Raw genomic sequence first — 24,913 nt, forward strand, 5'->3', positions numbered from 1 at the left:
TATGAAGGGAGATGCGCCGCGGCAACAGATTTGTTTAGAAATCCGCGAAACTACAACGAATCTTTTAAGAGATGGGCCTGTTTGCTGCGTAGTTCGCAGAAGGCCTCGTAAAGTGCCCAGCTGGAGTTGACGCCGCGCTCGAGCGTTTGCTGCCGTAAGGCAAATTCGTGGTTGACTGCCGTCGCCATGATGGGTTTCGGGTCGGGCCGGTCAAAATAAGGCGAGGCCTGGGCCACTGCCACCAAGAGCACCGCGGCAACCAGGCTTCCGGCGCGCCAGTTCGTGCGCCGCTGGGAGGTTGCCGCGCGAGCCGCCTCGAGTGTTTTGGGGCGGAGATCGTCGGTCGGCTGGACGTAGTTGCCTGCCTGGCGAATGGTCGCCTCAAGCAATTCGATGGAGTCAAACTCGTTCATGTGTCACCTCAATTTGAGTGGAAACGAGTTTGTGAGACAGCTTTTCCATGCCATAGCGATACCGGCTTGCGGCCGTGAACGCCGAAACCTCCAGTACTTCGCCGATCTGAGCAAATGTCATCTCTTCCCAGATCTTAAGCACCACGACCTCAGCCTGGTGGGTGGGGATATCTCTTAGCGCAGCCCAAATCGCCTGGTGCGACTCTTCTCGTTCGGCTTCGTCCACCAACTTTCGCGTCGTGAGGTCAGACAAATTCGCGAGAATGACCCAGCGTTTCTTTTGACGGACGATCACCAGAGCTTCATTTCGCACCATCCGCAGCAGATAGGGCCACGGCTCGGTTGCGTGGCGGAGCAGATTCACCTGCCCCGCGACTCGCACCAGGGTCCCTTGCACAGCATCCTCGGCGTCGTGCTGATTGCGGGTGATGGTCGCCGCATAACGTACCAGTCGCTGCGAAGTAAGATCAAACAGGCCTCCCAAAGCCGAAACCCCACTCTCGGCCATACGCTCAGCGCATCCGCGAACCTGCTCAGAAAAATTGAGAGAAGCATCCATCAAGTGTGAGGATGCGCGATCCGTGGGGATTTGTCTAGCTTTTTTGAGAATATGTCAAAAAAAGCTAAGCTGAGAGTCAAGAGCCAGACACATGAATCTCGACTCTTCGCTCTTGAATCGACTCTTACATCGCGCGCCAGAGGATCTCTTCGCTCAAAGCCAGATCGAAGGCATTTTCGTTGCCGTCTACCTCGGAATCGACCTGCTCATGCTCAAATCTGCGATGCAAGCCGGCCAAGCGACGATCGTGAATGCCTTCTCGCAGAGCCAACCCGATCTCGGCCAAATCGCTCGATTGCTCAAAGACCTGGTCGATCCGATGGGATTCGAGACGAGCTGCGACTCGCCCACTCGTTGCCCGGTGTGAAGTTCGACGACCGACCACTTCATTAGCCACGGCACTCAAAGTCCGCTGACTGGGGAGTGTAGCCGTTGATTCTTGGGCTGAAACCTCGGCCACATTCGAACTGAGGCTCGAACCCCTATTAGACACTCCATTAATAACGACTGGAGTGTGCGAGGTGCCCGATTCGCTATTGCTGAGTTCTGTTGCAGACGAGAAGGTACTCAATGTCTGGGGAACAATAATCGGAGCGACCGCTAAGGGCAATTCTGGATCGTTGACCGATTCATCCTCGTCACCACCAGTGGTAAGTGCTACCACAAGTGGAGCAGAAGAAGTCCCATAGTCCGTTTGCCACTGCTGAAGATCGGCTCCATCCACCTTCCCATCGCTATTGGAATCGCCATCGCTAGGGGCAGCGCCGCTGGACTTGCCATACCCCCTTATCCAGGCGAGGAAGTCGCGACCATCGACGTCGCCGTCTTCGTCAAAGTCCGGACCATTCTCGATTACCGCCGGAACTGTCCCTGGATCCAGTGGAACTAAGTAGTCTTCGACTTCGCCGATCACAGCAGGACCAGTCACGCTATTGATACCATATTCGCCGTAGCGGAATCGGGCATAGATGTTCTTTAATTCCATGTCCGCCGGTATTTGGAAACTGACATTATTGGCACCTGGCAACAGGGCCACGTTCGAGATCACTTTTTCCGATGCTTCGAATACGCCGTTGTCGTTGAAATCGAACCAACCTTGGAGATTGCCACCATGTCGACTGGCCGTTGCGACCAACTGGCCAGTCGTTCCAGGAATTAAAGGTGTAACTACGATTCCGTCCTCGTCGTCGAAATTAGTGAGGTCGTCACCATCGGCAAGGTCCGAAGGATTGCCATCGAGATCGACATCGACCACAGAGCCTAAGAAGTAGGCACTCTTGCCATGTCGAGCGCCGTTTTCAGCGAGGGTGGTGATCCCGTAGTAAGCAGGCAAGTCACCAAAGTCGAGATTCGCTCCGCTGGGATTATTTCCCAGACCGATTCCAAATTCGATTTGCGAGACGGTTCCACCGCCTGACAAGGTGACTACGCGCGGGACGCCCGGGCCAGGATTGATCGACATCAGTGGGGCAGTAGGAATCACACGGATCCGGTGGATACCTGGCGCGACATTGGCAAAGATGTACGCCCCATTTACGTTCGTAGTCGTTTGCGGTTCGCCAATCTCCCGTGTGCCGTTGTTATTGGCATCGATAAAGACTGTCGTATTGGGAACCCCCAACTCGTTTGATTGGCGGGTGCCGTTGTTATTCACATCTTCATAAATATTACCAATCAAGTAGCCCGGCTGGCTGGTTCCATTACCCGCGCCGGTTCCCAACGGGGGCATGATGTCAAAGTCGATCCCGGTGAAGACATCCCCCGGCTCGCCAAAAATCGAAGTAACGCCTGATGTCGGATCAATAAAGGTCCACCCAGCCGGTTTTTGGACTCCAATGTTTACGACACTTGCAATCGTCGCGGGGACGATCAAATTGTATTGACCATCGGCACCTGTCTGGACAAACTGTTCGCCAGCATCCAGTTGGCCGTTGCGATTCGTGTCGGCATACACGACCGCATTGGGTACGTTTACGTCGGTGCCATTGAAGAGCCCATCGCCATTGAGGTCTGCCATCACCACGCCAGAGAACTGGATCTGCGGAGCAACAGGTGGCCCGGGATCTAAGAGGAAGTTGATATGCTTCATGCCGCTGGCAATTGGCGTCCCACTAAAGGAGAGGGGAACTCCGCTGCCATCAACATTGACCTCTAAACTACTGTTGTAATCCCACGCTTTGAAGAAGTCGGATGTGATAGTCCACTCCGTACGATAATCTTGCAGGATATTCGACGGGCTGAGTGTATCTTCAATAGCACTTCTGCCAAGTGGATCTTCAACAGAAATGATGTACTCATCCGGGACAAGATCAAAATAATAATTGCCATCCGCCCCCGTAACAAACTGATCGACAATCGCATTATCGCTAGCACGTCTTGCGACGACTGTCACGTTGGATGCCATGTCTTCGTGATTGGGATCGATTAAGTTTTGAATCTCACCATATCGCAAAACTCCATCCGTATCAGTGTTCTGTTGAATGACACGACTATAGTTGAAAGCATTGTCTTGATTGGTGTCGATGCCCACCAGACCTTGCACACGTTGCGTGGGCGTATTGATATCCTGCTCAATAGGATTGCCGTGCCAAGCCATCTCCATCGCATTAAGTTGAAATTCTGTACTTCCGTAGTTCTCAAAATGGATTTGCCAACCACTCGTCAGCGGAACACCGTTCACCATGACCGGTTCATTAGTAGAGGCATCCATAACGATCACATCATCCGACCGTTCACCCCAACTCCGATTTGAGCTGAAGGTGACGATCAAATCCTCTGGCTGTTCTGTAGGAGAAGCACCGTCAAGTAAGAATCTCGAGGGAGAACTGTTCTGCAGTGTAAACGGAGTATCGGGCTCTATGTAGTAGTTGTTCAGTTCGGTCGACGTGCCGGAAGGAGATACAAGTAGTATTCTCAAATTGTCTAACGCCTCAGCAGTACCACCTGAGAGATGTATTTTTACTTCAACAGTCTCCACCGACATGCTGTTGTTGGCAGGCACCGAAAACGATGCACCACCACCACGGTTGTTAAAGGTCTGCGAGAAATCGGGCATATCTGCAAAGAATTCGTTCCAATAGGCGATAAAACCTGCCTCGCCTGACAATCCGCCCGGGACGAGTTGAAAACCACTATCTTCATTGCCTTTTTCCGCTGCCGGAATGACGCCAGTACCCAGCTCATTCCCTGCAGTAGTCACGAATGTTGTAAAAGTTAATTCAGGGGACAATGTCTGGTTTTTAGTCGCCCACTGTTGAGCCAATAGGACCGCCAGTTCAGCATCCACTACGCCGTGGGCATAACCAATTTGCTCACCGTTAGTTCCTGTACCCATGCTGACTGTATAGCCAGCCCCATTGGTCAGAGCATAAGGTGCTGGGGCATAATGAGCTATGTTTCCTCCGCCGGCAGCTTCCCGGGCGTAAGCCTGACCAAAGTCGATATTGGGGTCCAATCGAGGGAACAACGTCGATTCAATCGGTGATCCACCCAATGCCAGAGGGTCGGGATCATGGAATACTTCCATTTGATTCACGATCCAAGTGTTCAAGGTCTCCGTACCAGACCCCTGGTCAGAACCATTTTTTGGTACGCCAAACTCGGCATTTTGTCTTGCGGATCGAACAAGGATTTCCTGGACATCACGCCAAGTGAGATTTGGGTTCGCCTCAAGCATCAGCGCAATCACCCCACTCACGATGGGAGCTGATGCAGACGTCCCGTTGAATCGCGAGGTGAAATTGATATCTTCAAGAAAATCTCTGTCCCCTAGAGGAGCTCCCGTATTATCTGACGTGTTGTAGCCAGTTTCGCCCAAAGTGTCGGTCGTCCATATACCGCTACCTAGCCCCGTATCGGTGGCAATATTCAAAGCGGCATTCGAGCCAGTTGGAGCAGCAACTAAGACGGAGCCACCAATTTCAGGATAGCCCGTATAAGTACCATCCACATTGTCGTAGAACCCATCGTGATCGACGCCAGTCACTCCGATAGTGTAGCGAGAATTGACCCATCCATTGTATCCCGAACTATCGAGGGTCCCGATATCTTGAAACCCGCCGGGTGCCTGAAAGCCGGTTCCTGCGTTATTGCCCGACGAAAATACGTGGATAATTCCCTTGCCATCACGTCCGAAAACGATCGAGTCTCGAATTGCAAGTAGTTGGGCAGGAGTCGGACCAGCAATCGTGCGCGACACTCCTGGCCCCCAACTGTTATTCGTAATGTCGAGGCCATTATCCGTAGCAAAACGAAAAGCATCGATAAACGCTTGCTCCGTTTGACCAGCATCGATCAAGCGAACTGGCACGAGTTGCACTCCGGGCGCTACCCCCGTGCCACCCAATCCGTTGTTGGATATTGCTCCGATGAGGCCTGCAACGGCCGTACCGTGGGCGTTCCCAGGATTAATCAGGTTCGGGTTGGCATCACTGCCGCCAGTAAGAGCATCAAATTGCAGTAAGGGATCGATGTTTCCGGCGAGATCGGGATGAGTTGTCTGCACTCCAGAATCGAAGACGCCTACTTTGATACCATTGCCAAAAATATTCTGGTTCCACACGGGGGCGACATTAATATCCTCGCCAGCAACTCCGTAGATAGGTTGATAATCGGGGTTTCCGACCTCCTGTGCCGTATTAATCAGATGCCACTGACTATTAAGAAACGGATCTGTAGGGATCCCATTCGTCACGGCTTCTGTTTGATTTAAGCTAGAATAGAGAGACTGCCAAAATAACTCATTGGCCAGAATCTGTTGCTGTCCCTCTTGTGTTTTGCTGGAATATGACTGCGATTCAAGACCGGCCAACGGATCATAGAGTGGCGACTCAGCCGACATCACACGGCGATCTTCCAGGGGTTCAAAACCGAGCTGGCGCCTCCGGCGGCGACTGATTCCGGCAGGCCGACGAGATTTCTTTGCGGAGGATTGAGATGAATTGGAATTGCGATTAAATAGCAGTGACATATTTAGTTTTTCCCGAGTTCGTTGGACTTCTCTAGGAAGCCGCTCGCGTTAAATCCCCTAGCTCTGTTCGTAAGTCTTCTGCCGTGACTCTTAACTAATTCACCCTCTCGGTTCCAAGACCATAAGCTGAAGGCGCACCTTGAGCCTATGGAGAGAACCGCAGCGGTTGACACTGGTTGAATTGGGACAGCTTTCCGGCGACACAAGCTCGCCAGAAGAATGCTGCTTACTTCCAGGTGAAAAAGTTTGTTCCGTTAGGTGGGGCCAGCAGATTCCATGCCTCTGAGTGGAAACCCCGCCAGAAAATTTCCTGGCGCGAGTTCTGCTAGCTGTCTGTGGGAGGGCGACTGGCCTCAGGGGTACTGGCCAAGGTTCCCCTAAATCGCTTACCCAACCGTTCATATTACTTAGATTCCCAACTGGCGTCAAACTTCTGGCACCTATTACAACCTGCCTTACTCTAAAATTCGGCAAAAAACCTGGGGTTGTCCATAGATATTCCTCAGTAGACCACCCTTGGCTTATAGGACTCTCAATTCTTAAGGTCGTATTCTCGGCAGGGTGTCACTCAACTTGAGCGAGTTTTTTCTTTTTGTGACGCTTGCGGGAGAAGTTGAGGAATGAAGGAATGGAGGAATGAGGGAAATGCTTTTAGCTTGACAGTATGCCGTGATTTAGCCGTGCAATGTTCCAGCGATTGCTGAAAGTGACAAGCTATCATGCTGGAACAGCACTACCGCTTGTTCCGGCCTACGTTTCTCCAGCCATTCTCGATTCTCTTTCTCGACCGATTTGGTAAAAAATGCTGCTTGTAACGAAAAATCTGATTTTTCTACCTGTACCGGTCCGATAACCCCTCTTAGTCGGACTGTTTTGCGGTGCGCTGCAAGTTGTGCTGCTCAACGTATATCTAGTCCAAGAGAACCTGATACTCATCACACATTACAAGTCAACGCGATCCGCGCCCTAGGCACGGCACGTCTTCCGGGAGGAGACCGATAGGGTACTCGCAGGGAAGACAAAAGGGGGATTTCTCGATGGGACGATACTTTGGCACTCGACAACTCTCGGCGCGAATAGTCTCAGGCTTCGCGGTGGCCGTGATGGCAACGGGCCTGGCTTACGCTCAGCAATATGCCTTACCTGGCAGCAACAACTATCCCCCCATGGGGCAAGGGCAAATGATGCCCAACCATCCGGAATTAAGCCAGATGGGGTTGGGACAAATGCCACAACGGCCCATGCCACAGAGTGGGCGGATCCAGCAGGCATCGATGCCACCAGGCATGGGCCCTGTGAATATGGCATCGCCGCTAGCCGGCGGACCTGCTGCGGCCCAAGGAAATCAATTTACCGACGTTTACGGCAATCCAATTGTCATGCAGACCAGCTATTGTCCATCGGGACCCGAGGACTGTTATGGAGGTGGTGGAGGTGCCTATGGCGGTGGTCCTGGTGATCCCATGGCTGTCGACTTCGGAGGATATTCTGAGGACCAGATTGGGCCTCATTACTTTGATGTTTCCTTCGGTGCGGTCTTTCTACAATCCGATGATCTGATTGCTGGAGTCGGGCCAATGGGATCGATCACAGCGGGTCCAGCAGCACCTCGGATCTTGAATCCTAGTGCCGAAACTGGGGATTACACTGCCGGCTGGCAAATCGCACTTCGCTACGACCTGGGGCCTCTGTCGGTGTTCGAAGCAACCTACATGGGCATGTATGACATTGGGTTTTCCGAAACCGTCAATTCCCAAGAGGTCACGACTAATCCGCCTAATCAGCCAAATCAACTCTTCACAGTCTTCTCCAACTTCGGCGTGCCGTTTCCAATCGACGGGCTCGACGATGCAGAAAACTTGACGAGCGACTACCAGGCGGATTTGCAGAGTACCGAGTTTAGTATCCGCCGGTATTGGGTTGGAAACAGTACAAGGATCTCTGGTACCTATCTGCTCGGGTTTCGCTACGTCCGCATGACTGAAGATTTTAACTTCGATTCGGAGGCCCTGTTGGGAAATACCTCCTTGTTTTGGGGTGGCGAGAACGACTTGCTGGGATTCCAGTTCGGTGGCGATGGCTGGTGCGGTTTGCGGCAGGGATTACGCATCGGTATGGAAGGTAAAGCCGGCGTTTACAACAATCGCTTTAAGTTTGCCGCCGAAGGTGATTTCGCAAACATAGGAAATTCTCCAGATGACTATGCCTTGAGCACCGCGGGTAATAATGTTGCTTTCGTTGGTGAATGTGGTGTGAACATGGTAATGGACCTCTTGCCAAGTTGGTCGCTACGATGCGGCTACAGTGTCCTGTACATGGACAATCTGGCGATGGTGGGACCAAATATCGACACCACCAACTTTGTACCGGATACGTTCTTCGTCAAAGACGACCTGCTGTATCACGGTTTCAATGTAGGGACTGAGTACATCTGGTGAACTGAACGCTGCTGATATTTTTCTCTTGAATAGCAATAAACAGGCCTTCATCCCAGGATGTTAGGCCTGTTTTTTTGTGCATTTCGGTCGACGCCCAGAGGTTCCGGCCCCTGGGCGTTGTCTCATTTGAACCCGTCCGGGAAGATTTTTCTCCGAAAATCTGGATTTAGCGGTTATTTGTTCTGCCCAGTTTTTGCCAATTCGCCTATTGGGAATTACAATGAGGGCTGGATTTCCGGCTTCGGCTGCTTGCAGTTTGTTTCTCTCAGGGGCGAGAAACAAGACGCGCTCGCGGCAACTTTTTCCGGAGATCTGAATTTCAGGTAATCATGCCTGTTGAACATCTTGTTTGAGGAACACCCGAATGGCTCTAGGAAGAAAACGCCGGGCTCGCGCTGCGCGAGCCCGTACTCAAAAGTCTCGATCTTTTGCGCGACCGTTGTGGATCGAGCAGCTTGAAGACAGGCGGATGTTGGCTACCTTCATCGTCAGTAGTCTCGGCGACTTGCAGTTAAACGATGACGATGAACTGGAAACTGCCCCTGGGACGTTAAGGGCAGCCATCGAGGCTTCCAACGAGACCGACGAAGCAGATACGATCTTTTTTAATGAGAATCTCACAGGCACGATCCAATTGCAACGGACTCAGGATGATTTTGGGCCACTGACGATTGAGGGTTCTGTCGACATTGTTGGACTCGGCGCCAGAAAGCTTGGGGTGAACGCTGCTGCGGGGAGTCGAGTCTTTATCATTGACGCCGACGGTGAGGATCCATTTAGTGTTTCAATTCAGGGACTTACCATCTCTGGAGGTACCGCAACCGGCGGAGATGAAAACAGCCAAGGTGGGGCAATTACCAACAATCAGAATCTCACTTTGACTGAAGTCGTTGTCCAGGACAGCATTGCCACTGTGGGGGGCGGCATCTACAACACGGGCAATTTGACTGTCAATCGCAGTCTGATCGTCAACAACACTGCGTTAACTTATGGTGGCGGTATCCAGAACGGTGCCGACAGCGAGAATGGTGGCACGACTGACGGGCCGCCAGCAGTTACGACAATCAACAGCTCTACGATTTCCGGAAATTCCGCAAATACTACCTCCGGCTATGGAGGAGGTCTATTCAACCGCGACGGGCGGATGAATGTGAATAACTCGACCATCGTCGACAACGAAGCATACTTGGGTTCGGGAATTGCGAGCTATGGTAACGAGCCCGCCGAAGACGAGGAGAGCGATCCACCACCACCCACGATCTTTACGACGATCTCGGGTTCAATCCTGTACTTCAATTCGAATTTCTTAGAAGGTGATCCGCTTCCTATTGACATCGATGTGGTGGGGATGGGTGAAGAAGACGACGAAGGGAATCCTACCGATCTCTTGCCTTCGATCAACATTGATGACTTGGGAACCGCTGGAGCCACTGGCGGAAACAATTTGATTTTTGGGTTGGGGGCCCAGGTAGTCTCCAGCATGGGGGACCTTCCGGCGGGTACCGATCCCGGGCTGATCTCGTTCGAGGATCCTATCACGCTGGAGATCATTCCCGCCCTAGACAATTACGGTGGTTCGACAGACTCGTATCATCCTGATCCGCTGACCAGTCCTGTGATCGACCATATCGATATGCCGGGGGGTGGGCAATTTGACCAACGGGGCCGATTCTTCGTACGTTCGTTCGAGGAAGGGGCCATGATCCCGCGGCGCGATATTGGAGCTGTCGAAGTTCAGATCGGCGAATTTGTGGTCGATGTCTACGACGATGAATTCAACGATGGACAGTATTCTAGTGCACAAGGGGTCACAACAATCGGCGATTTCTCGGTTCGAGAAGCGCTTGATTTTTCCGCCGTGAATCCGGGTATTGACAATATCACCTTCAACGTCGTCCGTGATGGGCAGGTCGATCCAACCGCAAGTCCTGCGCCAACGATTTTGCTCAACAATGGCCATTTGACTGTCAATCACTCCGTCAACATTATCGGGCCGGACAGTTTCGTAATGGAAATCGACGGCAACGATCCGAGCCCAGTCTTTGGCAACGGCGATCGCGTCATGCAGATAGTCAACGGGGATTTATCAGGAACCACTGATGTGTTGGTTCGCAATCTTACGTTGCTTGGAGGAGACATTGCAGGATCGGGAGGTGCAATTCACAATTCCGCCAACCTCACCCTCGAACGCAGCACCATTCGAGGTAGTCGTGCTACTTTAGACGGAGGCGCAATTTTCCATTCCGCCGGCAATCTGAACTTGATAAGCAGTACGATCTCGGGAAATAACTCCTCCGACGATGGTGCTGCCCTCTACGTTGACTCGACTAGTGGCGATGTTTTGATCTCCAACACAACCATCTCGGGTAATACATCTGGGGATCGTGGGGCGGGGATCTTCAATCGGGGTGGAAACACGGTAATCCAGTTCTCTACGATTACCAATAATTCCCCTGGTTCAACTCGCGGTGGCGGGTTGTGGAATCACGGGGGTGGGCATGTCGAAGTCTTTTCCAGCATTATCTCTGGCAATGTTTTCAACTTCGATGTCGAAGCTGCTCCAGGAAATACCGTGGAGGTGGTCTCGATAGGCTACAACCTTGTCGGCGCTGGGAATGCCTCGTTCCAGTTTTCTTCGGGAACGAATGACATAATCACAACGAATCCTGGGTTGGCTCCGTTGGCTTCTACTGGAGGTCTCACAGCTACACACGCACTGCTTGAACAAAGTCAGGCTGTCGATGGCGGTGATCCAACAGCCGTAGCAGATATGAATGGTGTACCTCTTAACGATCAGCGGGGGAATCCTTTCAAACGAATTGACACGGTCTCTGGCATCATAGACATCGGTGCCTATGAACTGCAGGGTGTCACCTTCCTCGTTGACAACCCTGGCGATACCGACAACGGCAACTATTCCATGGGAGATGTGACACTCCGCGAGGCAATCAAACTCTCTAATCTCAGTGCCAAGCCAGACTTCATCGAATTCGATGTAATTCTATTGGGAGCGACCATCAATGCGGGCTCGCTGAACATCACCGACTCGGTTGAAATCATCGGCCTTGGGTCACCGAATTTGACGCTTGTAGGCTCCGGTACGGTGTTTACCGTCAACGACGGAAATGCTGGCAGTTTCATTGATGTAAATATCAGTAGATTGGGTTTTTTCAACAGGAACATAGTCAGTTCCGAGAATCTGTCGCTCGACGACATTGATATCCGTGGCAACGTAAGCTCGGCACTGACCCATCAACTCGGCAATCTGAGAATTGAGAACAGTACTATTACTGGAAATACAACAAATGCATCGGGTGGTGGCATTAATGCCCAGAATGCGAACGTTGCGATTTACAGTACCACGCTTTCTGGAAATTCGACTAGTGCTACAGGTAGCCATGGTGGCGGTATCTTCCTCTCGAACTCGACCATGTACGGCTATGACGTCATCCTCACGAATAATCTAACCTTTGCAGGGGCAGCCGACGGGGCAGGACTTTACGCCAACAATAGCGATGTTGAACTCAGGTTCTCGGTTGTTAGTGGCAACATTACCAGCGGAGCCAACTCCGATGGTGCGGGTATCTTTGGTAAGAATTCTGACATTTCGCTCAGCTACTATTCGGCACTTGCCTTGAACACCACCTTCGGCACCAGTTCCAAAGGTGGCGCCGTCTACATCAATGGTGGCAGTTTCACTGTTTCCGACAACACGAATGTCATTCTTAACAAGACATTGGGACAGTTTTCCTCAGGCGGTGTGATTGCGAGTATTGGCGGTGACGTGACGATCATGGAAACCAACGTCTCGCAGAATTCAACCAGTGGGGCTGATGCACATGGTGGTGCAATCTACATCCAAAACGGAAGCTTGCATGTAGAAGACAGTGCAATATTCGACAATAATACTACAGGATTGCGATCTGATGGCGGAGCCATTTACAGCAATACGAATCTAGTCGACAAACAGACAACGATTCTCAATTCCACGATCTCGGGCAATTCAACACAGGATCGTGGAGGTGGAATCTACAATGCTGATGGGCTTACATCGATTCGCCACAGCACAATCAGCAATAATTCGGCACCTTACTTCGGTTTCGGTGCCGGCGTAGGCAGTTTCGGCAACACGAGTACCACCCGTACCGATGTGCGTTCTTCCATCATCGCCGGAAACATCTCCGTCCTAGGCGGCGGCTTATCCAGCGATGTTGACCGTATCAACGGTAATTTTAGTGATTCGTTTAATTCACTCGGTTACAACTTGATCGGCAATGGAATCACTGGCGCATTTTCAGCACTCTCCAACGATCAATTCGGCATTGCTGATCCCGGGCTCGAGCCACTCGGAACCTCCGGGAATTCAACTCAGTTTCATGCACTAAAAACCACGAGCCTCGCCATCAACCGAGGCAACCCTGCAGATGTTGCTGGGGTGAACGGGGTTCCCGAGTTCGATCAGATCGGCCAGGCGCGAGTCCAGAACGGCCGGATCGACATTGGTGCCTACGAATCGGATTTCACGCCCGCGTTGGCTGGAGATTTTAACGGTGACGGCATTGTCAGTGGTCGTGATTTTCTCATGTGGCAGCGTGGTCTTTCGCCTAACCCGTTGAGTTCTACGGATCTCACCAATTGGCAAGACAACTACGGAAACAGTGCGCCGACGATAGTAGCTGCCTTACAGGTTGAGGAGCAAGAACCCGAGTCTACCTTGGTAAGTGCTTCGATCAGCGAAGTGCCAGTTGCTCTCTCACCGCTTGCTTCGCCTGATGTTGACGATTCTCCGTCGACCCCCACTACGAGCCGTTCGGTTCAACTCGGTTGGGGCCTGCCTGCAATGTTTGTCACCGAGCCCGAAGCAGCATCCCGAGCTGCAATTGAGCCCGAAGCACTCAATGCCGCCCTGAACGAGTCAGCGGTAGTCGAGTCGCCTGGGTATGGGACAATCACTGAGAATGACTTCGGCGACATCGCAGTTAGCAGAGGCGAGGAAGCAGATTCTGAAGAGTTCGCCGCCGCAGATGAAGTATTCGATCTGATCGGCAGCGGTGCGTTCTGAGGCCCCTCAGAGGCGTTGAGATGACAGATTGACTGACAATCGGCTCCCAGCGTGGCAAGACAGCCAAGACGGCTCCCCTACGGTATATCGGTTTCCCGTGGCACTAGGTTCTTACAATGCTATAATAGGGATAGAGAGCTATAGGAAAATTGCGATCTATCCGTGAACCATTTCATTCAAGGGAGGCTCTGCTATTACTGATACCACGACCAACCTCCCACTGCGGCTACGCCAGGAGTAATACCTAGCCGGTGAGTTCTATCGACCGCAAACCAGGAATCGACAGTGAATCCGCCATTTTGGTCGGAGTCTATTTGGCAAGTGACCGCGCATCTGTCGGCCATGACACGAGCGACCCGTTGGAAGAACTAGCGGGGCTGGTCGAAACGGCGGGTGCAGAGGTTGTCGGTCGTATTACTCAGAATCGGCCGACTCCCGATCCGGCCTCCTACATCGGCCAGGGCAAAGTCGAAAGTCTCAAGCAGTTTGTGGATGCAGCGGACGCAGATGTCGTTGTCTTCGACAACGATCTCTCCCCGGCCCAAATTCGCAATCTCGAAGAAACGCTCGGCGTAAAGGTCCTCGACCGCACCGAGATCATCCTCGATATCTTTTCTGCACGAGCCCAGACTCATGAAGCACGGTTGGCGGTGGAGCTAGCTCAGCTTGAGTATTCACTGCCCCGACTGAAACGAATGTGGACTCACCTGTCGCGTATGAAAATGGGTGTCGGCATGCGTGGTCCGGGTGAAAAGCAGTTGGAGACAGACCGTCGGTTAGTCGAAAAGCGAATTAACGACCTCCGCAAGGATCTCAAGCAAATCGAGCAACGCAAGGAACGGGCAGTCGCTGCACGCAGCGATCGTATGACGGTCTCGCTGGTCGGCTATACCAACGCCGGCAAAAGCACCCTCATGAACAAGCTGACCGACGCGGATGTGCTGGCTGAGGACAAGCTGTTTGCCACGCTCGACACGCGTACCCGCCGATGGCAATTGCCAGGTTGGGGACCTGTTCTCTTGAGTGACACCGTCGGATTTATCCGCAATCTGCCTCATAACCTAGTTGCCAGTTTTAAGGCGACCCTCGAAGAAACCCGTCAGGCGGATCTCTTGATTCACGTTGCCGATGCCAGTAATCCGGCGGCACTCGACCAAATTGCTGCTGTTTATGAGGTTCTGCAGGAGCTTGGTATCGATGAGAAAGATACGCTCCTGGCATTGAATAAAGTCGATTGCGTAACGGATCCTCTGGCGCTGGAATCACTCCGAACGCGATATCCCCAAGCGGTATTGATCAGTGCTGCCACGGGAGATGGGCTCCCTCGGCTGGCGAGTGCCGTCGGGGATGCTCTTAGCAAGGACTTTCTTGACCTCGAGATTCATCTTCCAGCCAGCGATGGGAAAACGCTCGCGTTTTTGGCCAAGTATGGCGAAGTGCTCAGCCGAACCTATGTCGAAGATCGCACTGTCGTACATTGCCGGTTGCCACAAAAGTATATTGGGCCGCTGCGGGGACACGAAGACGTGCAAATCCGGCCCTACAAGGGTGGTGATCTATCTTCCTCGATCTCTTCTAACGGTCACGTGGACGCGACTCCCCAGGCCAGTGTTGACGAAGTGGCTTAACACATCTGATGGCTCAACGTGTGCTCGAAAACCGGCGGATCTTGCTCACCGGCGCTTCGCGCGGAATTGGGCGTGAATTGGCTCTGGAATTGGCTCGCCAACATACACGATTGCTGATTGTAGCCCGCAGCGAGCAGGACCTCAGTGAACTTGTCACGGAATTAGTATCCCTAGGGGCCGCATCAGCGGAGTCGTTGGCCGGCGATGTGACCGACCCGGAATTCCGCGCATCAATAATAGAGCACATTGGGCGCGAATGGCGTGAACTCGATATGCTGATCAACAATGCCGGGGTGAGTGCTCACGGTCGATTCGCCCGCCACGATGAGCAAGTCCTACGGCAGATCATGGAAGTCAATTTTTTTTCCGCAACTGAACTAACTCGGTTGGCTCTCCCCCTGCTAGCCAATGGGCAAGACCCCTTGATAGTGAATGTCTGCTCGATCCTGGGGCACCGCGGCATGCCCCACAACAGCGAATACTCAGCCAGCAAGTTCGCCCTGCGCGGGTGGAGTGAGGCGATTCGCACAGAATTGCACAGCCGCGGGATTGAGGTCCTGGTCGTGAGCCCCGGGACGACCGACACCGAATTCTTCGACCACTTGCTCACAAAAACCGATTCGCTACCCTGGGGCAAGCAGAAGGGGATTTCGCCCGAAGCGGTCGCCCGGCAAGTGCGGCGAGCGATGCAACTGCGGCGCTCGGAGATCTATCCCAATTGGCGTGGGCGGCTCCTGGTGGCCGTGAATCGTTGGATGCCCAAACTGGTTGATCGTGTGATGAACCGATTTGGGTAACCAACTGCCTTCCTGGCCACTGGCGGCGGATTCAACCCTCGGCTTCCACCGACGGCTATTAAAATACATGAGGGTGTGCTGGAATTGCACTCGCTACATACAGGTGCAAAGCGAACTGTCATCCAAAGGTACTCCGAGGGATCTAGCCAGATTTCTCGGAGTACCTCGAAATGACAGAAAATGAACTCCCGGACACCCTCAAATACTTTCAAGGTTTGTGTTTGTGAATGATTCACTAGAGATTCTCTACGAAGACGGCCCGTGCCTCGTCGTAAACAAGGCTGCCGGAGTGCTCACTCAAGCCCCACGCGGCATCGATAGCATGGAGGTCCGCGTCAAGGATTATTATCGCCGGCAAGAGCAGAAGCCGGCCGACGCGAATATCTATCTCGGTATTACTCATCGCATGGATCGGCCCACAACGGGGGCATTGATTTTTGCTCGCCATGTCCGTGCTGCCCAGCGGATTTGTGCCCAATTCGCTGATCGTACGGTCAACAAAATCTACTGGGCATTTGTTGAAGGGCACGTTACGCCGGATGAGGATACCTGGACCGACTATCTTCACAAGCGGCATGGTATTCCTAAGCCGGAGATCGTCACGGCCGACCACCCAGCAGCCAAGCATGCCATCCTGCACTATCGGGTGCTATGGCAAAACGATTGGGGCACTTGGCTTGAGATCGAATTGGAAACGGGCCGTACACACCAGATTCGAGTGCAAGCGGCCTCACGTGGATACCCAGTCGTTGGGGATGTCGACTACGGCAGCCAGCGCCCTTTTGGCCCACCAAAAGAAGAGCCTCGTGAGCGGCCAATTGCATTGCATGCGAGGCAGATTTCTTTCCGCCACCCCATGAAAGATGAGTCGGTGAGCGTTGTTGCTCCTTTGTCGCAGGATTGGGATGCGTTGGAGCTACCGCAGGAACTCCAATAACCGCGGTATAACAAATCGCCGGTCTTCTTACCGTCACCCAGGAATCCACCCCAGCGATTCCATCCCCTCATAGATCCAAGGCTGGGTCCAGGGGTTCCAGGTGGGATAGCTCACTGAGCATACCGACATCGCCAACAACACCAAGCACAGCACTCTGCCGCTGCGAGAAGACGCAAGCGAATCGGTCGCTGGGAGCATGCCCCAGAGCCACAGCGGGGCGAACCAAAACATCCAGCGGAAACCGCTGGTCATGCCGCCGTAGTTGCGATCTTCTAAGGGGCGCATTCCAAGATAAAACACCAGGCACACGATCGAAATGAGAGCAATTCCTGTGGCGAGTTGGCGCTCTGATGTTTCTGAGGATCTCAACCACATAGCCAAGCCGACCATGCTTAGCAGCCAAATGGGCGTGAGCGAAAAAACTCCATGGTGCCCCAGCAGACAATGCCAGGCATAAACCCATTTTGACTGCTCACCTCGGTCAATCCCCTGCCGATTAGCCCAGTAGCTCTCGATTTCAACTCCTTCGACTGTGTAAGTGTATTGATACCAATTTTCCTCTGGGTCGGAGGCGTAGCGATGGGCGTAGGGTGGTGACCAGGTTCCGTGGGCGGCATAGTTGGTACCGAATGCGGCTACCGCAACCAGCACAGCCGACGGAAGGAAACCGACGAGCCAAGCCTGCCGATCTCGCAGCAAGAGAGCCAGCGCTATTAGAGCAAACATCGAAAGCGCCGGGAGTTCGTTGGCCGCAGTAAAGGCGGCTGCTAGCCCGCATACGGCGTAGTCGATCTTCCGCGTGCTGCCATCGCACCAGATTCGTACAAAGTAACTTAAAGTTATGGCGGCACTCACGGCACCGATAATATGATTGTTCAGCACGATGGCAAACGTGGTGAGAAAGGTGGCAAAACATGCCGCCGCCACGATGAAGATGCGTCCCCAGTCGGTCCGACCAAATCTTTCCGCAAGCTGAGCTATGATGAAATACATCCAGGCCAAGGGCAGGATGTTTATAGTGAACAACATGAACCGACCGACAAAATAAGGATGTGATTCAAGTGTCATTCCCGTAAGCTTGTTGATCACCCAATACTCACCAGCGAGCAGCGTGATCAACAGTGGTGGTTTGCTGGAATAGAGATGTAGCTCACCGTCCCGACCTCGATGCTGGACCATGTCGATGGTGTTCCACACATCTCTGTCAAGCAATTTGTCAATTTCATAAGTCCCCTGTTCGGCCAAGGCACGAATTGCCAGCCAACGGCTACGGTCATTTGCACTCAGGAAGGGACGCTGGAGGGTACGCCCGGCCACGATCTTCTCGCGAGCCTCGTGGAGCTTGGCTTCAAAGTCTTCAGAAGAGAGATTCTGGCTCTCAAGTTCTTTCTCTATGGGTGCCAGTTGGCGATTAATCAGATGAATTTCCAAATCCATCCTATTGACGGAATTCACTGACATCAGACGACCGGACATGCTGCCAACTGCCACTGCAATGAGCAGCCAGTATACTGCCCAGCGTAGTTGTCGATGAGAGTCAGAATCTAAATCGGTCATGAAGGGGGGCTTTCGGCGGAGTGGCTTACTTCAACCGGAGGGACTTGCTGGTCCTGCTTATCCGGTTCCGTATGGGCGGCAATCGAATATGCATCGCTGTCCCGTGAAAATAATGCGGAGATCAATTCGGCTACGAATCCCAGTGCCATTAATTGCGCACCTATCAGCAGCAGCACAAGTGAATAGTACAGAGCTGCCGTTTCGTGTAAATGGATCGGCGTATGCCCCGGAAGACGCGACACGCACCAATAGATCGCCAGATACCCCATGCCTAGAATTCCAAGCATTAGCGACGTAAGCGCCCCCATCCCCAACCAATGTTGCGGCCGCTGATTGAAATGCGTGATGAATCGCACGGTCAGAAGATCCAAAAGCCCCTTGGGAATTCGGAGCCAACCATATTTGGATTTGCCCGTCGTACGTGGTCGGTGGTGGACCACGATTTCCCCCACGCGAAAACCCCGTGCGGCGGCCAGCACTGGGACAAACCGATGCAGCTCTCCGTAGAGTCGGACTTCGTTGATCACCTCTCGGCGAAAACACTTCAGCCCGCAATTATGATCATGGAGCTGTACGCCGGTCATCCAACTCACCAACCAGTTGAACACTTTCGAAGGGCCGGTCTTGTGCCAGGGATCATGCCGCTCTTGTTTCCAACCGTTGACCACATCATAACCTTCGTTCAATTTAGCGATCAGGTTGGGGATCTCAGCCGGATCATCCTGAAGGTCGGCATCCATGGTGATAATAATCTCTCCCACGGCAGCATTGAACCCGGCACTGAGCGCGGCCGCCTTGCCGAAATTTCTGCGAAAACGAATCCCCAGGACACGAGGGTCCTGCTGGGCAAGTTGTTCGATGACCTGCCAGGAGTTGTCCGTCGAGCCATCGTCCACAATGACGATCTGGAGGTCATACCCTTTCGCCTCGGCAACGAGAGCGAGCTGCGCATGGAGTTGCTCCAAACTGAGAGCTTCGTTCAAAGAGGGGATGACGATGCTAATCATAGGTATGGGCTGTGGTTTGCTTTTTGTCGTTTCGACAGGTCTTCGCGACCGAGGAATGATAACTTCCTTCTATCTCCAGAATAGCAGAAACTTTGCCTTGGACCAAAACCCATCTTTCAGCGGGAAACGATTCTCCCCTAGAATAGGCCGGTTCCCCCAATCCATAGATCTACCCCTTTGCGCAGGAGTTCCCCGTGCCTCGCGTTGTTTCGTTCATTGTCCTGATCGCGATTATTCTCTTGATCGGCTTGAAGTTTTTTCAAGTGATGATCTTGTTCATTGTTCCATTGTTTATGGCAGCAGTGCTGGTGGTTGTCTTCAAGCCACTACACCTCTGGATCACTGACCGGGTCAAAGGCCGCACGAATCTGGCAGCGGTACTCTCGACGCTTGCGATTGTCTTAATTGTTCTCCTGCCAACCGTTGGCCTAACCGTGCGTGCCGTCTCCGAAGGAGCGGAGTTGTTTGCAAACCTTGGTGCTGAACAGGCTGCATTACTGCAGGGCAAGGAGTTGCCCCCAGAGCTGCCCCTCAAGGAAGGGGATGTGATTGAGGCTGAGAAGAAATCTCTTACTCTGTTCATCACCGAATTAGTAAGCGAGACGAATTCGCTGCTGAAAAGATTTCATATCCCTTATAACCTAGAAGCCCCTGTCGTCGAAAAGGAAATCGAAAATAGCCTCCGACAAATGGCCACGCCGTTGGCTGTAGGAGGATTTCGCATTCTCATCAACACCCTCATCGGCCTCGCCATCCTGATAATCACGACTTACTATCTCTTTGCCGATGGACCGGCCATGGCAGCTGGACTCATGCGACTCTCACCGCTGGATGATCAATACGAACAGGAGTTACTCGATAAATTCAGCGAGATCAGTCGCTCCGTGGTACTGGCTACGCTCGCCTCAGCGTTCGCCCAGGGACTCCTGGCAGGAATAGGGTTCTACTTTGCCGGGGCCGACAAAGTTTTCTTTCTTACGGGACTCACGATGTTCCTGGCATTGATTCCTTTCGTGGGTGCCGCTGCCGTGTGGGTCCCGGTCTGTGCATGGCTCCACTTTCACGACAATCATACGACGGCTGCGGTCGTCCTGGCCATCTATTGCGCCGGTGTTGTTTCGATGGTTGACAATATCATCAAGCCCTACATCCTCCACGGCCACGCCAATCTGCACCCGCTGCTGGCCCTGTTGAGCGTCATTGGCGGAGTTCAGGTTCTCGGCCCTATTGGCATTCTTGTCGGACCTATGCTCGTTGCCTTTTTGCAGGCCCTCTTGAACATGCTTAACAAAGAACTCGGCCAAATGGGCAACAAACCTGTGGTAGCCCTACAAGAAGCCATGACTCCCTCGGCTTCGCCACCCACCAAGAAGCAATAAGGTTAGCCGCGATGCGGAGCGCCAGCGCAGCAGAGCGCGAAGAGGCAAGCTATGGGCAAAAACGAAACGAAAAGTGGAATAAAGGTAGTGTTTTCTTACCCATCACTACTCAGATACCCCGCACTCGACTGAAAATACTTGCGCCGCCGCGACTCCGTAGCTGCCGCATCTTCTGCCGTAGCATGGAGATTTCGCAAATCGTCAAGGCTGGCGTTGCATACCCGACAGCCAATCGTGTTGAGATGGAAACGAATGTAGTCGGTCTGCGAATCGTCAAGAATTTCGAGCAGGAAACTACCCAACTGTTCCCGCGTAGGGCAACTGAGCCGTTCACGTCGCCAGATGGCCCCCAAGGTGTGAAGCCCCGCATCGCGGCCGCCCACGATGGCTGTCAGCCGATCTGTCAGGGACGAGTCATCTCGTAGCGCCTGCTCGATGCTTGCCATGCGATCCTGAGGCAGATCTTCGTCGAGATAGGCAGATAGTTCAGCGTCGGTAAAGGTGTCGGACATCGATCTCTCAAGCATAAAGTTCGGGGAACACGTCTTCGCTCAAACGCTGGGAGCGAACGATCTTGCGCAGGCGTTCGAGGAAGTCATATTTAAAATTGGCAACCTGTTGCTCGCTGAGATCCAATTCCTCTGCCACTTGTTTGTTAGGCCAGCCCATGACGAACAGCAATTCCATGCACTGGATTTTTTGCCAATCGCCGGCAGATTGCCACTTTTCGATCTGCTCAGCAATTCCAGTGGCAACCGCTTCGTCTTCCATAACGTGCCTCTCCCCGCTGCGGGCAATGCTGCTTGCCTGGCGCGCCATCCCGACCAACTCCCAATTGCCGGAGGAGTTTTCGCCCGTTGAAAGGGGAATCGCCGGGCGTCGGCCTTCGCGGCGCAAGTGGTCTGTCAGCTTATGGGCCGCGATCGAGAAGAGCCAACTTTCCAGCGAGCGTTGTGGATCATAGTTCGGCAGACTAGTCAGGAATCCGATGAACGTTTCCTGCACGACATCTTCGCTCGCGGCTCTGCGGCGCAACCGGCTATCGACAAACGCCAGCAGGCGCCCTTCATACTGGGCAATCAACTGATCCCACGCGTCGGGCTTCCCCCGGCGAATCTCCTCGACAAGCAGTACATTGGGCTGAGCGGAATCAGTCATAGGCTAAAAGGCTTTAGCCGCGTTGCAACGCAACGCAGGGAATTATCGGACAAGCAAAAACGCAACCGCGATTATCGCAATTGCGCTCCCCCAAAGCAACTGCTGGCTGTAATAGCCTCGTGTCCAGGTGTCGACCCGCAGCAGTCCGTACACTGCTGCCAAGGCGGCGATGAGAATAGCGGCGTATTTGCCAAAACTCTGCAATCGGGTCCTGCGTTCGTGATTGAGCCATGCGTGGCGAAGTTCGTTGTCGACACTGTCATTGAATTCTAAAAGGGCATAGACCTTGTGCATGGTCCCTACGGAAGTAGCAACGGTTCCTGTAAACTTGTCGCGGCAAATGTCACGGAGAATGAAATCCAGGCCAATGCCGAGTGGCAGTGGGCTTGAAACCTTCACGGGATATCCCGCCTCGCCTGATACCAATTGCTCGATCCGACGGCAAACGGCCTGTGGCAGTTGTTCTGCCTCAAGTTGCCGGAAGCATTCGTCCTCAGTGACAAAAGGATCCGATGCGACTCTCTGCCTGTAGACATTGCCAATCGCCTTGGGGGGAGTGACTACCCAATTTGGAGGAAGTTCTCCCTCAGCACTCAGTCCAATGGTTTTGGCAATTAACTCGACCTTTTCCTGTTCGTTGGAATCGTCTTCCTCGGCGGAGGCACTTGTCAGATCAATCTGAGACTCGGTCAGTTTTTCCCAAAGGGCATCGAGGGAGGAGCCATGTTCAGTCAAGCGGGACGTACTTGAGATATTCGGATCCTCGTAGTTTATCGCGTCCACTGCTGAGGTGGTTTCTACGTGTCTATTGGCCCTGTAGGATAAGCCCATGACGAACATTACCCCACAAAAAAGAAAAACGAATCCAGCAATAGCGAAGCGAGATCCCTTCAATAGCAGCACCAATATCAATATCGGCAATCCTATGAATAACAAGATCCCAAGTAAGCTGAGGCTTATGCCGATCATCGCCATCACATCCCTCCTTGCTCAGCAATCGCACGGCGGCGACTTGGTGGAAGCCAAGGGCTGGCGAACTGCAAGGTAAACGACATGATTGCTGCGACCAAGATTCCCAGCGGTTGGGGGAACCACCATACGAAATGCAGCAACCACGCTAGGAAACCGCACCAGATGATTGCCCAGATGCTCACGCGGCTGGAGCGGGTCGATTCAGCTTGTTCCCACCACGCCACTAGCACAAATAGGAAGGCGAAATACGCGGCGTAGATTTGCAGCGGCAATTGGCCAACCAGACCGTCCTTGATCCCCAGGGTTCCGCTCAGCAGGCTCTGCCCCGGCTTGATTCCCATGTCGTTCCACGTTCCCTGCGAGAGCATCAGCCAGTCGGCAAACGCCCAGGCCAACACGCCGACCGCCGCGCCAGAAAGCAACTGGATGAATCTCAAGGGAGCCTGGTCCTCGATTTTCCCCTCGTTGAGCTTCGTAGGGATCATAATCGCCCAGCAGCCAAGCGAAGAGACCGCCGTCATCCAAGCGAACAAGCTCCAACTGAAAGGGGAGGCCATGATCAAGCAGACGACCAATGAGGCAATTGTCGACACAACCGAAGCGAAAAACATCCCTCCGACCAATTCAGCGATACGATCGTGAATTGATTTGGCGGCGGCGTATTCGCGAAGTTGCCGTTGACGACTCAGCCGTTGGAGCCGCCGAGAACCCCTTTTCTTCCCATCATAGGTATTTGGTGGGACCGCTGGAGGAATCGATGATCTAGGTGTTCCTGTACCAGATTGAGCTTTATTCGGTTGAACAACAATCGTCCATATCACACGATAGACGAGATAAGTGATCCCTAGAAAAATCCCCATCGTGACCCATTCTGGCGACGTAGCTAGCAAGCCGATGGCTAGCACTACCAGCAGAGCCGATTTTAAGAGGGGATGCATCCTACTTTGGTTGAATCGGGTCTTGGCTTCGCGCCATTCCTTAGTGATCGCGGCGAGGATCGGCTCTTCGTCTGGCTGATTGGGAGCCGACTGAGAGTAGTCACGTGGCGCAGCGGGGGCAACGCTTGGTTCGCCATTTGTGGTTCCCATGTCAACACGTGGCAGTGGTTGCTGACTGCCGAGGCTGCTACTGCCGTTTGGCATCGACTGCAGCATTTCTGCAACGCTCCGCAGACGCGTCTCAGGGTCCTTATTCATGGCACCCTGGACTATGCCACGGTACGGTTCGGCCAAGGCCTGGAGGTCTGGTTCGGCAGTGAGATGCTTCATCAGAACTTCGCCAACGCTCTCGCCCTCGAACGGTACGTGGCCGGTGAGCATCTCGTAGAGGATGATTCCTAAGGCATAGGTGTCAATCTCACGACCATAGCGACCGTTGGCGATTTCGGGTGCCATGTAGTGCACGGTGCCTACGCTTTCGGTCTGGCCACTACGGCGACTGCAAGAAATGAACTTCGACAATCCGTAATCGCCAATCTTGACGGTATCTTCATCCAGGAAAATGTTCGCTGGTTTCAAGTCGCGATGGACGATGCCGTGGTCGTGCAAGTAGGCCACGCCGGCAGCAATTCCACTAAACCATGCAATTGCTAAGTCGACTGGCATCCCGTTCGGGTGACGGTCGATAGCATCTTCGAGAGATTCACCGGAGACATATTCCATCACCACCCATCGGTCATCGTTCTCGTCGGTACGAATATCGTAGATAGCGACCAGGTTGGCATGTTTGAGATTCAAGCAGTGGGTGACACCACGAATCTCAACATCGAGATTGCGGCGAATGAGCTTGAGAGCGACTTCCTTGCCCGCGTCGCTCAGGGCGTAGTACACCTCGCCAAATCCCCCGCGACCAACTCCCCGCTTGATCGTGTACCCATCCAGCGGCTGGCTGCCACTGGCGTACGTGAAGCGCTGACCAGCCTTGGGCCGATCGTCGGATTCGGGTTCTGGATACGGTGCAGTCATGGCAGGTTCTGTGGCTAGTGCGGACACTTGCTTGGTCTTTCTTTAATTGATTCTAACTTGATTAGGGCCTCTC

At 53.2% G+C, this 24,913-nt stretch carries 15 protein-coding genes; 6 read left to right on the top strand and 9 right to left on the bottom strand.

The features are described from left to right. Positions 1–50 precede the first annotated feature (50 nt). The 3 genes from Pr1d_RS09390 to Pr1d_RS09400 all read right to left on the bottom strand — a co-directional run bounded on the left by Pr1d_RS09390 (position 51) and on the right by Pr1d_RS09400 (position 5,941). The gene (locus Pr1d_RS09390; protein ID WP_148073289.1) at positions 51–413 is read right to left on the bottom strand and encodes a hypothetical protein; all 363 of its coding nucleotides are present in this window, start codon (positions 411–413) and stop codon (positions 51–53) included. Further along, complete coding sequence (locus Pr1d_RS09395) at positions 400–972, bottom strand: RNA polymerase sigma factor (RefSeq protein WP_210417936.1); 573 nt, start codon at positions 970–972, stop codon at positions 400–402. The genes Pr1d_RS09390 and Pr1d_RS09395 overlap by 14 nt, the downstream gene beginning before the upstream one ends. A 124-nt stretch (positions 973–1,096) precedes the next feature. Then, on the bottom strand, positions 1,097–5,941 hold the full coding sequence (locus tag Pr1d_RS09400) for a S8 family serine peptidase (RefSeq protein ID WP_148073290.1): 4,845 nt from the start codon (positions 5,939–5,941) through the stop codon (positions 1,097–1,099). Between the two features lie 1,037 nt (positions 5,942–6,978). Between Pr1d_RS09400 and Pr1d_RS09405 the strand changes: the two genes are divergently transcribed. From Pr1d_RS09405 to Pr1d_RS09425, 5 genes are all read left to right on the top strand, one after another. Beyond that, a complete protein-coding gene (locus tag Pr1d_RS09405) occupies positions 6,979–8,379 on the top strand; it encodes a hypothetical protein (RefSeq protein ID WP_148073291.1) in 1,401 nt (466 codons plus the stop codon). A gap of 364 nt (positions 8,380–8,743) precedes the next feature. Beyond that, positions 8,744–13,441: a beta strand repeat-containing protein gene (locus tag Pr1d_RS09410; RefSeq protein WP_148073292.1), complete on the top strand. Its 4,698-nt coding sequence runs from the start codon at positions 8,744–8,746 to the stop codon at positions 13,439–13,441. A 296-nt stretch (positions 13,442–13,737) separates the two neighbouring features. Beyond that, positions 13,738–15,069 (top strand): GTPase HflX, encoded by a 1,332-nt coding sequence (hflX, locus tag Pr1d_RS09415; protein ID WP_315853137.1) that lies wholly within the window; start codon positions 13,738–13,740, stop codon positions 15,067–15,069. Between the two features lie 8 nt (positions 15,070–15,077). Continuing rightward, positions 15,078–15,866 (top strand): SDR family NAD(P)-dependent oxidoreductase, encoded by a 789-nt coding sequence (locus tag Pr1d_RS09420; RefSeq protein WP_148073294.1) that lies wholly within the window; start codon positions 15,078–15,080, stop codon positions 15,864–15,866. Positions 15,867–16,089: 223 nt separating this feature from the next. Beyond that, positions 16,090–16,803, top strand: a complete 714-nt coding sequence (locus Pr1d_RS09425) for an RluA family pseudouridine synthase (RefSeq protein ID WP_168205141.1) — start codon at positions 16,090–16,092, stop codon at positions 16,801–16,803. Between the two features lie 33 nt (positions 16,804–16,836). Here Pr1d_RS09425 and Pr1d_RS09430 read toward each other — a convergent pair whose 3' ends face one another. Both Pr1d_RS09430 and Pr1d_RS09435 read right to left on the bottom strand, forming a co-directional pair. Beyond that, positions 16,837–18,360: a hypothetical protein gene (locus Pr1d_RS09430; RefSeq protein ID WP_148073296.1), complete on the bottom strand. Its 1,524-nt coding sequence runs from the start codon at positions 18,358–18,360 to the stop codon at positions 16,837–16,839. Further along, complete coding sequence (locus tag Pr1d_RS09435) at positions 18,357–19,367, bottom strand: glycosyltransferase family 2 protein (RefSeq protein ID WP_148073297.1); 1,011 nt, start codon at positions 19,365–19,367, stop codon at positions 18,357–18,359. Before Pr1d_RS09435 ends, Pr1d_RS09430 begins: the two co-directional genes overlap by 4 nt. A gap of 194 nt (positions 19,368–19,561) precedes the next feature. On the opposite strand from Pr1d_RS09435, the gene Pr1d_RS09440 reads away from it, so the two are divergent. Continuing rightward, the gene (locus Pr1d_RS09440) at positions 19,562–20,746 is read left to right on the top strand and encodes an AI-2E family transporter (RefSeq protein ID WP_168205142.1); all 1,185 of its coding nucleotides are present in this window, start codon (positions 19,562–19,564) and stop codon (positions 20,744–20,746) included. A gap of 95 nt (positions 20,747–20,841) precedes the next feature. Here Pr1d_RS09440 and Pr1d_RS09445 read toward each other — a convergent pair whose 3' ends face one another. The 4 genes from Pr1d_RS09445 to Pr1d_RS09460 form a co-directional block, all read right to left on the bottom strand. Further along, positions 20,842–21,258, bottom strand: coding sequence for an anti-sigma factor (locus Pr1d_RS09445; protein WP_148073299.1), 417 nt, complete (start codon positions 21,256–21,258; stop codon positions 20,842–20,844). A gap of 7 nt (positions 21,259–21,265) precedes the next feature. Beyond that, positions 21,266–21,904, bottom strand: a complete 639-nt coding sequence (locus Pr1d_RS09450; protein ID WP_148073300.1) for an RNA polymerase sigma factor — start codon at positions 21,902–21,904, stop codon at positions 21,266–21,268. Between the two features lie 42 nt (positions 21,905–21,946). Beyond that, positions 21,947–22,735 (bottom strand): hypothetical protein, encoded by a 789-nt coding sequence (locus Pr1d_RS09455; protein ID WP_168205143.1) that lies wholly within the window; start codon positions 22,733–22,735, stop codon positions 21,947–21,949. Positions 22,736–22,878: 143 nt separating this feature from the next. Next, the gene (locus tag Pr1d_RS09460) at positions 22,879–24,840 is read right to left on the bottom strand and encodes a serine/threonine-protein kinase (RefSeq protein WP_148073302.1); all 1,962 of its coding nucleotides are present in this window, start codon (positions 24,838–24,840) and stop codon (positions 22,879–22,881) included. Between the last annotated feature and the right edge of the window lie 73 nt (positions 24,841–24,913).

The sequence above is a fragment of the Bythopirellula goksoeyrii genome (assembly GCF_008065115.1).
GTDB classification, from domain to species: Bacteria; Planctomycetota; Planctomycetia; order Pirellulales; family Lacipirellulaceae; genus Bythopirellula; species Bythopirellula goksoeyrii.